This window comes from Sphingomonas pruni NBRC 15498, assembly GCF_001598455.1.
Classification (GTDB): Bacteria; Pseudomonadota; Alphaproteobacteria; order Sphingomonadales; family Sphingomonadaceae; genus Sphingomonas; species Sphingomonas pruni.
Map to the genome: position 1 here is coordinate 82976 of NZ_BCYZ01000002.1, position 12951 is coordinate 95926.

Annotated in this window: 9 protein-coding genes; 1 reads left to right on the forward strand and 8 read right to left on the reverse strand. The window is 63.7% G+C overall.

Annotated elements, in window-relative coordinates:
• Position 1: 1 nt before the first annotated feature.
• The 8 genes from rutB to SPR01S_RS00675 all read right to left on the reverse strand — a co-directional run bounded on the left by rutB (position 2) and on the right by SPR01S_RS00675 (position 12185).
• Entirely contained in the window at positions 2 to 733 is a 732-nt protein-coding gene (gene rutB, locus SPR01S_RS00640; RefSeq protein WP_066583441.1) for a pyrimidine utilization protein B, read from the reverse strand.
• Between the two features lie 54 nt (positions 734 to 787).
• A complete protein-coding gene (locus SPR01S_RS00645) occupies positions 788 to 2386 on the reverse strand; it encodes a long-chain fatty acid--CoA ligase (protein ID WP_439646715.1) in 1599 nt (532 codons plus the stop codon).
• A 56-nt stretch (positions 2387 to 2442) separates the two neighbouring features.
• Positions 2443 to 5958, reverse strand: a complete 3516-nt coding sequence (gene dnaE, locus SPR01S_RS00650; RefSeq protein ID WP_066583444.1) for a DNA polymerase III subunit alpha — start codon at positions 5956 to 5958, stop codon at positions 2443 to 2445.
• A gap of 83 nt (positions 5959 to 6041) precedes the next feature.
• Positions 6042 to 6521, reverse strand: coding sequence for a glutathione peroxidase (locus SPR01S_RS00655; RefSeq protein ID WP_066583455.1), 480 nt, complete (start codon positions 6519 to 6521; stop codon positions 6042 to 6044).
• A complete protein-coding gene (locus SPR01S_RS00660; RefSeq protein ID WP_066583457.1) occupies positions 6518 to 7141 on the reverse strand; it encodes a GNAT family N-acetyltransferase in 624 nt (207 codons plus the stop codon). The genes SPR01S_RS00655 and SPR01S_RS00660 overlap by 4 nt, the downstream gene beginning before the upstream one ends.
• Positions 7138 to 7836, reverse strand: a complete 699-nt coding sequence (locus SPR01S_RS00665) for an ABC transporter ATP-binding protein (RefSeq protein ID WP_066583460.1) — start codon at positions 7834 to 7836, stop codon at positions 7138 to 7140. The genes SPR01S_RS00660 and SPR01S_RS00665 overlap by 4 nt, the downstream gene beginning before the upstream one ends.
• Positions 7829 to 9085 (reverse strand): lipoprotein-releasing ABC transporter permease subunit, encoded by a 1257-nt coding sequence (locus SPR01S_RS00670; protein WP_066583729.1) that lies wholly within the window; start codon positions 9083 to 9085, stop codon positions 7829 to 7831. Before SPR01S_RS00670 ends, SPR01S_RS00665 begins: the two co-directional genes overlap by 8 nt.
• A gap of 598 nt (positions 9086 to 9683) precedes the next feature.
• Positions 9684 to 12185: a TonB-dependent receptor gene (locus tag SPR01S_RS00675; RefSeq protein WP_066583464.1), complete on the reverse strand. Its 2502-nt coding sequence runs from the start codon at positions 12183 to 12185 to the stop codon at positions 9684 to 9686.
• A 236-nt stretch (positions 12186 to 12421) separates the two neighbouring features.
• On the opposite strand from SPR01S_RS00675, the gene SPR01S_RS00680 reads away from it, so the two are divergent.
• Positions 12422 to 12895 (forward strand): Hsp20 family protein, encoded by a 474-nt coding sequence (locus SPR01S_RS00680; RefSeq protein WP_066583467.1) that lies wholly within the window; start codon positions 12422 to 12424, stop codon positions 12893 to 12895.
• Positions 12896 to 12951 lie beyond the last annotated feature (56 nt).

The window sequence follows — 12951 nt, forward strand, 5'->3', positions numbered from 1 at the left end:
GTCAATCCTTGCTATCTGATTGGGGAAGCTGGCCGAAGCTGCCGCAGAAATCGGCCACAGTTGAAACCCAGCCGAAGAATTTTTCGACATTGTAGACCGTCGCTTCCTGCATCATCGGCGGGCCGAGATGGTGCGTTGCGTCCTCCAGCATCACGCCGAAATATTCGAGATGGAAGCCGTCGCGCAGCGTGCTTTCGACGCAGACATTGGTCGCGATGCCGACGAATACGATGTTGCGGATGCTGCGCGCTCGCAACGTTGAATCGAGCTGCGAGTTGAAGAACGCCGAATAGCGCGTCTTGTGGAGCGAAATGTCGCCGGGCTGGGGCTTGAGCGCATCGACCAGTTCGTAATCCCAGCCTCCCCGGGCAAGAAGCTGCCCCGACAGTTCGGGTCGCGCACGCATGGTCTTGAGCGCGTTCGACTTGTGCCAATTGGGCGAGCCCGGCCCGCCCGCCTCCTTGTACTCGGCGTCCCAGCCGTTCTGCAGAAACACGACCTGGACGCCCGCCTTGCGCGCGGTATCGAGCACGGTCGCGATCTTGTCGATCACGCCGGCGACGCCCGAAATGTCGAACCCGGCGAGATCGACATAGCCGCCCTCGCTCGCATAAGCGTTCTGCATGTCGATCACGACGACGGCGGTCTCGTGCGGCGCGAGCCGGAGCGCCTCGGGGCGGGCCGCCAGCGTCACGCCATTCTCGCCGGCGGAGCCGGTCGTCACCATGTCCATTTGGCGCAACCTGCCGCCACGCGTGGCGAAAGGCAAGTTTACGGACCCTGGGTCTCAGGCGGCGCTGGCCAGCTTATAATCCTTATATTGCTCGCGCAGCACGGTCTTGAGCAATTTGCCGGTCGCGGTGTGCGGCAGCTCATCGACGAAGAGGATCTCGTCCGGCAACCACCATTTGGCGACATGCTGGGTCAGATGCTGATTGATCTCCTGGGGGGTTACAGCACTGCCGGGCTTGCGCACGACCAGCAGAATCGGGCGCTCGTCCCATTTCGGGTGATAGACACCGATCGCCGCCGCTTCGCCGACGCCGGGACAGCCGATCGCCGCATTTTCCAGGTCGACCGAGCTGATCCATTCGCCGCCCGACTTGATCACGTCCTTGGACCGGTCGGTGATTTGCATCGTCCCGTTCGGATGAAGCACCGCGACGTCGCCCGTGTCGAACCAACCGCCAGTCTCCACCGCGTCCTGTTCGGCCTTGAAATAGCGTTTCACCACCCACGGACCGCGGATCTGCAGCCGGCCCGACGTCTCGCCGTCGCGTGGCAGTTCGGTCCCCTCGTCATCGACGATCCGCAGTTCGACGCCGAACGGGATTGCTCCTTGCTTGCAGACCACGTCGAGCTGCTCGTCTCGAGACATATCGTGCCAATCTGGTCCCGGTGCCAGCGCGGTCGCGATCGGCGACGTCTCGGTCATGCCCCAGAGGTGAAGCGGCTTGATCCCCATATCCATGAACCGCGCCAGCATCGCGCGCGGGGCGGCCGATCCGCCAACCGTAATCTGGCGCAGAAAGCGCGGCTCCTCACCGGTCGCGTCCATATGCTGGAACATCGCCAGCCACACGGTCGGAACCCCGCTGCCGATCGTCACCTTTTCGCTATTCATCAGCGAGCACAGCACGGCGGCATCATTGGTCTGCGAATAGACGAACTTCGTCCCCGCCAGAGCGCCGGCGAACGGCAGCCCCCAGGCCGCGGCATGAAACATCGGAACGATCGGCATGATCACGTCGGACGCCGACAAACCCATCACCCAGGGCTCGGCCGCATGCATCGCATGGAGCACGGTCGAACGGTGCTCGTACAGCACGCCCTTGGGATTGCCGGTCGTGCCGCTGGTGTAGCAGATCATGCACGGCTCGCGCTCCGACCCTTCATGCCAGACATAATCGCCGTCCTCGGCGTCGAGCAGAGCCTGGAAGCCCTCAGGGCCGAGGTCATCGAACACGACATAATGCTCGATCGACGTCCAATGCGGCTTCAATCGATCGACCAGCGGCTGGAACTGCTTGTCGTAGAACAGCACGCGATCTTCGGCATGGTTGGCAATGTAGACCAATTGCTCGTCGAACAGGCGCGGGTTGATCGTATGGATCACTCCGCCCATCCCCATTGCGCCGTACCATGAAGTCAAATGATGTTCGTGGTTCATCGCCAGCGTGGCGACGCGATCGCCGGGCTCGATGCCCCATTTCTCCAGCCGCTGGGCGAGCTTGCGCGCATTGCGGTGGATGCCGGCCCAATCGTTGCGAGTTTCGCGACCGTCGACCCAATGCGTCACGACCTCTCGGCCCGGATGCTCGCGAGCAACATGGTCGAGCAGCCGCATCACGCGCAACTCGAAATCCTGCATCGCACCCATCTGCATCGCACTCTCCATACTCGATGTTTGAAAGAGTGTTATTCCGTCAGCAGCGGTCGAGTCTAGCCAACCAATGCAAGCCGTTGCGGCGGCGCGATTGCGACCTCGGCGGATCGCACCCCAGGAAGCGTCGCGATACGGTCGGCAAGTTCGGGGTCGAGCAGGAAATCGCGGCCGATCAGGATGGTTGCCGTCCCGCCCGCCGGCAACGGAACGACCAATCGTGCTTCGCCGCGCGCGCCGCGAGCCTCGGACAGCAAGGCACCGATTCCCGGGATCGCGACGCCATCGTCCACCACGATATCCAGATTCATCCGCGTCGCGCTGGCCAGTTCGTCGAACGGCTGGATTCGCTTGACCGTAACGCGCGGCTGTTCCTCGCCCGGCCGCCGGTCGAGTTCGACCGTGATCAGCCCGCAACCGCCGTTGCGCGCCGCTTCCTCCAGGTCGGTAGCGACTGCATCGTCGAAACAGGTCGCGACGAACTGGCCCGATGGATCGGACAAGGTCGCCATCAGGTAGCGCCGGCCCTTGGCCGAGGTCCGCCAGCGCGTATCCTCGACCATCGCCGCCATCACCGCGCCGGCGCGGCCGCTTTCCGGGATCTGCATCTCGCCCAGATCGGCGTAGCGCCGCGCGCCATGCATCCGCGCGAGCTGGGTGAAGCGGTCGACCGGATGCGCCGAGAAATAGAAGCCGAATGCTTCCTTTTCCTGCTCCATCCGCTCGGCCAGACTCCAGCGCGCCGAAAGCGGGAGCTTGATGTGGGTGCCCGACGCCTCGCTCTCGCCGAACAGGCCGCCCTGCCCGCTATTCTTCTGGTCGTGTACCCGCGCCGCGGTGGCCAGAATCGTTTCGGCGCAGGCATGGATACCGGCGCGATTGGGATCGATCGCGTCGAACGCTCCCGCCGCCGCCAATGTTTCGAGCTGGCGCTTGTTGAGCAGGCGCGGGTCGACGCGATGGGCAAATGCATCGAGGCTGTCGAACGGCCCGGACCCATCGCGTTCCTCGACCAATTTCTCCATCGCGCCTTCGCCGACCGACTTGAGCCCGGCGAGCGCGTAGCGGACGGCCAGTTGCTCCTTGTCCCCCTCGGATGGAGAGGCGACCACCTCTACGTCGAACTCCGCTAGGCTGCGGTTCACGTCCGGCGGCAGGATGGCCACGTCGAGCCGCCGCATGTCGTCGACGAAGATCGCCAGCTTGTCGGTCAGATGGATGTCGTAGCACATCGACGCTGCGTAGAATTCGTGCGGATGATGCGCCTTCAGCCAAGCGGTCTGATAGGCGAGCAAAGCATAAGCCGCGGCGTGCGACTTGTTGAAACCATAGCCGGCGAACTTGTCGATCAAATCGAACAGCTCGTTGGCCTTGGCGGCGTCGATCTTGTTGTGTGTCGCGCAGCCCTCGACGAAGGTCGCACGCTGCGCGTCCATCTCGGCCTGGTTCTTCTTGCCCATCGCGCGGCGCAACAGGTCGGCGCCGCCGAGCGAATAGCCGGCCAGCACCTGCGCGGCTTGCATCACCTGTTCCTGATAGACGAAGATGCCGTAGGTTTCGGCCAGGATCGGCTCGAGCAGCGGATGCGGATAGGTGATCGGCTCCTGCCCGTTCTTGCGTCGGCCGAAGGACGGAATGTTGTCCATCGGGCCCGGGCGATAGAGCGAGACGAGTGCGATGATGTCGCCGAAATTGGACGGTCGCACCGCCGATAGCGTGCGGCGCATGCCTTCCGATTCGAGCTGGAACACGCCGACCGTGTCGCCCTTCTGGAGGAGTTTGTAGACGCCCTCGTCGTCCCAGGTCAGCGCGTCGAGATCGCAGGCAATCCCGCGCTTGGCGAGCAGCTGGACGGCCTTCTTAAGCACCGACAGCGTCTTCAAGCCCAGGAAGTCGAACTTCACCAGCCCCGCGCCCTCGACATATTTCATGTCGAACTGGGTAACCGGCATGTCCGATCGCGGATCGCGATAGAGCGGGACGAGGTCGGCGAGCGGGCGGTCGCCGATCACCACGCCGGCGGCATGGGTCGAGCTGTGGCGCGGCAGCCCTTCGAGCTTCATCGCCAGATCGAACAGATGGCGGACGTCCTTGTCGCCGCGATATTCGGCGGCGAGCTCGCTGACACCGTTGAGCGCACGGTCGAGCGTCCAGGGATCGGTCGGCAGGTTCGGGACGAGCTTGGCCAGGCGGTCGACCTGGCCGTAACTCATCTGCAGCACGCGGCCGGTGTCCTTGAGCACCGCGCGCGCCTTCATCGTCCCGAACGTGATGATCTGCGCGACCTGGTCGCGGCCATATTTCGCCTGGACGTAGCGGATCACTTCGCCACGCCGCGTTTCGCAGAAGTCGATGTCGAAGTCGGGCATCGACACGCGTTCCGGGTTTAGGAAGCGTTCGAACAGCAGCCCGAGCTTGATCGGGTCGAGGTCGGTAATGGTCAATGCCCAGGCGACCACCGAGCCCGCACCCGAACCACGGCCCGGGCCGACCGGGATATCGTGCGCCTTCGCCCATTGGATGAAGTCGGCAACGATCAGGAAATAGCCTGGAAACCCCATCTGGATGATGACGTCGAGTTCGAAGTCGAGGCGGTCGCGATAGGGCTGCTGCCAATCGCCTTCGCCCGCATTGCCGAGCTCGACGATGCGATCGAGCCGCTTCTGCAAGCCTTCGCGCGCGCGCTCGCGCAACATCGCGGATTCGCCGTCGCGGTCGCCCGCCAGACTGGGCAGGATCGGTTTGCGCTTGGGGGCCGCGACCGCGCAACGCTGCGCCACGACCAGGGTATTGGCGATCGCTTCGGGCAGATCGGTGAACAGCGCGCGCATGTCCTTGGCGGGCTTCATCCACGCGTCGGGCGAGCTCTTGGGCCGGTCGTCACTCGCGACATAAGAGGAATTGGCGATGCACAGCATCGCGTCATGTGCCTCGCGGAATTCCTCCTCGGCGAAACAGCAGGGATTGGTCGCGACGATCGGCAAATTGCGGGCATAAGCCAGCTCGAGCAATTCGGCTTCGGCCTTGGCCTCGACCGGATCGAAGCGCCGGGCGATCTCGATATAGAGCCGGTCGCCGAATATCGCCTGCAGCCGGTCGACATAGGCATTGGCGCCCTCGGGCTGATCCTCCGCGAACAAGCGGGCGATACCGCCCTCCCCGCCCGCCGTCAGCGCGATCAGTCCCTCCGAATTGGCTTCGAGCGTCGCGAAATCGACATGGGGATCGAGGTCGAGCGGTCGGCCGAGATGCGCCTCGCTGACGAGGCGACAGAGGTTGAGATAGCCCGCCTCGTCCTGGGCATAGAGCGCGATCCAGTCCGTCTGCACCGCTTGGCCATCGGGCAGATCGGGCCGTGCCAGGCCCAACATCGTGCCGATGATCGGCTGCACCCCGGCATCGGCAGCCGCCCCAGAAAACGACATTGCCGCGAACAAGCCGTTGCGGTCGGTCACCGCGGCGGCCGGGAAGCCCAATTCGCGCGCGCGCTTGGCAATCGCCTTGGGCTCGATCGCGCCGTCGAGCATCGTGTAGGACGAAAAGATCCGAAGGGGCACGAAGCCGGAATGGGGCATGGCCGCAAACCTAAGGCGCGGGCGCGCGAATGACCACCCTGCACCATCCGCTTACCCACAACTTTCGTGGGCGGGCCGACCGGTTAGAGCAGCTTTTCGATATCCGCCGCGATCTCTTCGGGCTTGGTCGTCGGCGCATAGCGTTCGACCACCTGGCCATCGCGGCCGACCAGGAACTTGGTGAAGTTCCACTTGATGCCCTCGGTGCCCAGGAACCCGGGCGCCTGTTTCTTGAGCTCGCCGTACAGCGGGTCGGCGCCCGATCCATTGACGTCGATCTTGGCGAACACCGGGAACGTCACGTCATAAGTCAGCGAGCAGAATTTCGCGATCTCCTCGGCGTCCCCAGGCTCTTGCGCGCCGAACTGGTTGCACGGGAAGCCCAGCACCTCGAACCCGCGATCGGCATATTTGCGATGGATCGCTTCCAGCACTTCATATTGCGGGGTGAAGCCGCATTTCGAGGCTACGTTGACGACCAGCAGGACCTTGCCGGCGTAAGCCGAGAGGTCGGCGTCGCTGCCATCAGCCGCCTTGACGTGGAAATCGGTGATCGCGGTCATGCGCCCTTCCCCTCATATCGAGCCATCAAGGCGGCGATGTTGCGCTTCACCCCGGGCCATTCGTGTTCGAGGATCGAATAGAGCACGCTGTCGCGATAATGACCATCGTTCAGGATGACATGGCCGCGGATCACCCCGTCCATCCGCGCGCCCAGCCGCTCGATCGCTGCGCGCGACCGGCGGTTGAGGAAATCGGTGCGGATCTGAACGCAGTAACAACCCAGCACTTCGAACGCATGGGTCAGCAGCAGCATCTTGGCTTCGGTATTGAGCCCGGTGCGCTGTACGCGCGTGGCATAAACGGTGCCGCCGATCTCCAGACGGCGATGCGCCTGAGCCATACGGAGGAAGCGTGTGACGCCGGCAACCTCCCCGTCGGCATCGCGAACGGTGAAGGGCATTGAACGCCCAGCCGCCTGCTCGCGCTCGATCCGATCGTACCAGGCCTCGATCGTCTCGGGATTGGGCACGGTCGTATGGAACGCGCCTTCGAGCCCCGTCGCAAAGGCGGCCAGGATGCCGTCCCGGTCGGCGCGTATGGTCGGCGACAGCGTAACGTGCCTGCCAGTCAGGGTCGGTAGGGTGCGCCAGGCGTCGCCGGAATTCGCTTGTTCGCTCATTTGCTGGCGGAGATCGTCCCTGAACTCAAATGCCCTTCCTGCAGGCGCAGGACGCGGTCCATCCGCGCCGCCAATCGCTCGTTGTGCGTGGCGACCAAAGCCGCCGATCCCTCCTGCCGCACCAGACGCAGGAACTCATCGAACACGATCTCCGCGGTCGCCTCGTCGAGATTGCCGGTGGGTTCGTCGGCAAGGATCAAGGCCGGCCGGTTGGCGAGCGCGCGGGCGACCGCGACGCGTTGCTGTTCGCCGCCCGACAATTGGCTCGGCCGGTGCGTCAGGCGGTGCCCGAGGCCGAGCGTCGTCAACAGCTCGGCCGCGCGCGCATCGGCATCGGCGCGCGAGGCTCCCTTTACCAATTGCGGCAGGACGACATTCTCGACCGCGTTGAAATCGGGCAGCAAGTGATGGAATTGATAGATGAAGCCGAGCTTGTCGCGGCGCGTCGCGGTACGCTCCGAACTGCTCATCTGCGCCGCTTCGATGCCGGTAATACGGATCGATCCGCCGAACCCGCCCTCGAGCAGGCCGACCGCTTGAAGCAAGGTCGACTTGCCCGATCCCGACGGCCCGAGCAGGGCGACGATCTCTCCCGGCGCGATCGACAGGTCGGCGCCGCGCAGCACGTGGATCGTCTCCCCGCCCTGTTCGAAGCTGCGGGTCAGGCCGGTCGTGGCGAGGACTGGCTCACTCATAGCGCAGCACCTGGACCGGATCGGTACTGGCAGCACGCGAGGCCGGATACAGCGTGGCGAGGAACGTCAGCAGCAAGGTGATCGCCACGACCATCGCGATCTCGACCGGATTGGGCTTGGACGGCAACTCCGTCAGGAAGCGGATCGAGGGATCCCACAAATTCTGGCCCGATATCTTTTGCACCAAGTCGACGATCGGCTGGCGGAAATAGAGGAGGACGAACCCCAGGATCAGCCCCGCGATCGTCCCCAGGATGCCGATCGTCGTGCCGACGGTGATGAAGATCCTGACCATCGCGGCGCGTGGCGCCCCCATGGTGCGCAGGATCGCGATGTCGCGCGTCTTGGCACGGACCAGCATGATCAGCGACGATGCGATGTTGAACGCGGCGACCAGGATGATGATGCACAGGATCACGAACATCGACACCTGCTCGATTCCCAGCGCCTCGAACAATTGCGCGTTCATCTGGCGCCAGTCGCTGACCGCGGCGGTCTGGCCCAGCGACGCCCTGAGCGGCGCCAGGATCGGGCCGACCTGATCGGCGTCCCTGGTGTTGACCTCGATCATCCCCACCGTGTCGGGGTCGAGCAGCAGCAGCGTCTGCGCATCCTCCATCGGCATGACGACATAAGCCTTGTCATAGTCGTAGACGCCGATTTCGAAGATCGCGCCGACCGTGTACGACACCATGCGCGGCACCGTGCCGAACGGGGTCGACTGGCCGGCCGGATTCCAGATCGTTACCTGGCTGCCGATATCGGCGCCGAGCGTCTCGGCCAGGCGTGACCCGATCGCGATCCGGTTGCTGCCCGCTGTTACCGAATTGAGGTCGCCGGCGACGACATGCCCTGCGATGGTCGAATTGCCGCGAATGTCGGGCACCGTCAGCCCACGCAGGATGATCGCTTCCGCGCGGCCATTATTGGTCATCATCAGCGGCTGTTCGATCATCGGCACGGCGCTGGTGACGCCCGGCGTCGCCTTGGCGCGCGCGAGCAATTGCCGCCAGTCGTTGAGCGGCCGCCCGCCATAGCCCTGGATGACGGCATGGCCGTTCAGCCCGACAATCTTGTCGAACAATTCGGCACGAAAGCCGTTCATCACACTCATCACGATGACCAGGGCCGCGACCCCGAGCATAACGGCGCCAAGACTGAATCCGGCGACGAGGACGATGAAGCGCTCACCCTTGCCCGGCAACAGATAGCGGCTGGCGATCAGGCGTTCGTAGCTCGACAGGAGAATCAATCAGGCCTCGCGATCCGCCCCCGGAATGTCGGGTGCCTAGGGCGTATCGCGATTGCAGGCAACCAAGGCGGTGCTGTGGCGGATTCGACACATGCCTGCCGCAATCGTGCGGCGACCCGTTGTTTGGCAATGACAAGTCACCGGTAGCCGCTTAGCAGTTTGCTTCGCGAAACGCAGGTCAATGGCCGTGGTTCGGGGATCGCTTCCAGCTCCGCCTTAAAAGAGGCGCGCGGGCGGAAGTTACAAGGGGGCTGACGAGCAATCGTCACGCAGGCGCCCGGGTCGGAAACGGCCCGGGCGTTTGTCATTTGGGGCGAAGGCAAGCAGCAAAGCTGCGTGCCGCTTTGCGCAGCAAATCGCCCCAAACGGCCGCCGGGCCGCTCCGCGGCCCGAGCGACGGCGGCTTCGCCGACCGGCGCGCTGCTAGAAGAAGCCCACCCTCCCCAACACGTCACCCCGGGCTTGTCCCGGAGTCCAACCCTCCTAAACGGAATACAGCCGTTGTTGCGCGCTGGATGCCGGGACAATCCCGGCATGACGATAAATGGGTCCAGCACGCTCGCCAGACAGCTGTTCCTGCGGGACGGCCCGGTGCTCAAAAGCTAATCCGGAACGTGCCGCCATATGTCCGCGGATCGCCCGGCTGGCCGACGATCAGCCCGGTGCTGCCCGATTGCGTGCTCAGCAACTCGAAATAATGCTGGTCGAACGCGTTGCGCACCCAGCCATACAAATTCCACTTGTCCTTGCGGAAGCCGAGCCGGAAGTTGGACAGCGAATAGCCGTTGATATCGGTGTAGAACGAGCGCGACGGGTTGGACGAGAATTTCGAACGATAGCTGCCGTCATAACCCAGATAGACCTGCCCTCCGCCGACCGGCGCGTTCACTTCGCCGCCGAACGAGAACGACCATTTCGAAATGCCCGGTAGGATCGATCCCGAGATATCGCAGACCAAGGGACTGAGGCCCGGCGTCCCGGGTGCCGCCGGCGTTTGGCCAGGCAGCGCCGCGGTACCGCCGGACAGCTCGGGAGGGCACGGCGCGTTGCGGAAACGGACGTACTTCGCATCAGTGAAGGCGCCGTTGGCATACAGGCTCAACCGCTGGCTCGGCCGGAACGATGAGTCGAACTCGACGCCGCGCACGCGGACCCGGGCTGCGTTCGCCAGATATCCACGAATGACGGTCGTCTGCCCGTTATTCACCGTCGCCTGGTAATCCTTGATGTCGGTCCAGAACGCCGCGAGGTTGAAGGTTACTCGACGGTCAAGGAACTGCGTCTTCAAACCGAGTTCGAAGTGATTTTCCTTTTCCGGCTTCACAGTCTGCGTCGACAGATCGACGCCGGTATTGGTCGAATTGAGCGGCAGCCCGGAGAGATTGATCCCGCCAGATTTAAAGCTGCGCGCGTACGTCGCATAGCCGTGGATGTCCCTGGAGAAATCATAGGATAGGGTCAGGTCGCCGGACAGGTTCCAGGCGCTGAACCTGGGGCTGTACCGTTGCGGCGCCAATGTATTGAGCTGATCGGCGAGCGCGGCGCCGTTCTTCAGCAAGGCCGCGACGTTATCCGCCGTCGCGACGAAATTGTACTGCGCGTTGTGGATGCTGACGACCGACTCGTAGAAACCCGATTTCTTGTCGTAATTGACGCGCAGGCCGGGCTGGATGTGAAAGCGGGGCGCCGCCTCCCAATTGAGCTTGCCGAAGATGGCAAAGCTTTGATTGCTGAAATGAATGGAGTTGGTCGAGGTCAGCCCGTCGAGCACCAACGGATTCTTGCCGTTCGCGCTGGTTGGGTTGAGCAGCCAGGCACTGGCGGCGGGACCTTGGACCTGCGACCCCTGCGTATCGATCGTCTGATCGAAGAAGAAAGCCCCCAGCGTGTAGTTGAGCTTGCGGTCGCCGTTCGAGACGATGCGCAATTCCTGCGACCATTGCTTCTGCTGCGACGGATTTTGCGAGACGGTGGTGATCGGCAGGCCGACGAAATCGCGGTCATTGGCCGGCTGCCAGTCCCAATAGCGCCAGGCAGTGACGGAGGTGATGGTCGCGCCGCCGACATCCCAATTGCCCACCAGCGACAGGCCGCCGACTTCCTGACGGGAGTTGATCGAAGAATCCAGATCGGTGACGCGGTCGAACGGATCGAAGCTCGGCGGCTTATATCCAGCGGCGGCAGCCAGCGCCGCATATTGACGGTTGAGCGGACGCTGCGTCGCCCCGAGCCGCGCGTAATATTGCACGCAGCAATAGGGATTCTGCAGGCTGAAATCGGCCGAGAAATTGAGATCCAGATTGGGCGTCGCCTGCCACAGCAATTGCCCGCGTACGCTGAAATTGTCCTGCTTCTGCAAATTCTTATCGATCGCAGTGTCGTAGATCGACCCGCCACGCTTGGTTACCGAGGTCGACAGGCGCACGCCCAGTTTGCCGTCGGCGATCGGTGCCGACGCCGAGCCCTTCAGTTGGACCAGTCCGTAATTGCCCGTGCTGACCTCGAAGGTGGCTTCGGGCGACGAAAGGTTGGGCTTCTTGGTCGTGATGTTGACCGCGCCCGCCGTAGTGTTCTTGCCGTACAGCGTCCCTTGCGGCCCACGCAGCACCTCGACGCGATCGATGTCGACGAAATCGAAGGTCGAGGCGCCGACGCGGCCGATATAGACCTGGTCGATATAGAGGCCGACGCCCTGCTCGATGCCGTCATTGGTCAGCCCGAACGGCGCGCCCAGGCCGCGGATGTTGATCGCCGAATTGCGCGGGTTGCTCGAATAGAATTGCAGCGCGGGCTGGAATTGCTGGAGCCGGTTGACGTTGAATGCCCCGGCATTGGCCAGTGTCTCGCCGCTCAGCACCGCCACCGCGAGCGGCACGGTCTGCAAGCGCTCCGACCGCCGCCGCGCGGTGACGACGATATCGCCCCCCGGCGTTGAGGCGGCTTGCGGATCGGCCTGGGGCTCGGGCGCCGGTACGGCAGGGTTGGCGGCTCCATCATCGGGCGCGACGACCGGCGTTGCCGGACGAGCGGCGGTGTCGGCGATCGCGATACTTTGCGGCGATACGGCGGCGAGCAGGAGCGGGAACGCTGCGAGCATGATTCGGTAATCCCCTAGACGATCGACTAACGCCTTAATCCCCATTGATTTGATAGGATTAAAAGCAAGATCGTCTGGCCGGCGCCGCAAGCCAAACTTTATCGCCGTTGAAAGATAACGATATTTTGTCGTGCTAGCGCTCTTGAACCGGCGCCGGAACGCCCCAGATATACGACGATGCGATGCCCATCCGGGGTCGCGTCGGTGTGTGACATCGCTCGATGGAGGATGATTAAATGCGACAGTTCGACCTGACTCCCTACCGCCGCTCGACGATCGGCTTCGATCGCCTGTTCGACATGCTCGAAGCCTCGGCGCGGCAAAATGGCGGGGACAATTACCCGCCCTTCAACCTCGAGCGGATCGCCGAGGATCATTACCGCATCACGATCGCGGTCGCCGGCTTCCGCCGCGACGAGATCGAGATCGTCGCGCAGCAGAACTTGCTGACCGTCAAGGGCAAGAAGGACAAGGACGGCGATCAGTCGGCCTATCTTCACCTCGGCATCGCAACGCGCAGCTTCGAGCGCCGCTTCGAGCTCGCCGATTTCATTCGAGTCGACGATGCGCGGCTCAATGACGGCCTGCTGACTGTCGACCTGGTGCGCGAAGTGCCCGAGGCGCTGAAGCCGCAGACGATCGCGATCAAGACGGGCGCGCCGCTCGCCGCGATCGAGACGAGCCCGGCCGACGAAACCAAGGCGGCCTGACGAACCGGCGCTTTCTCGCTCCCTCGAAAGCGCCATCGGGCGCCCGGGCAATTGTC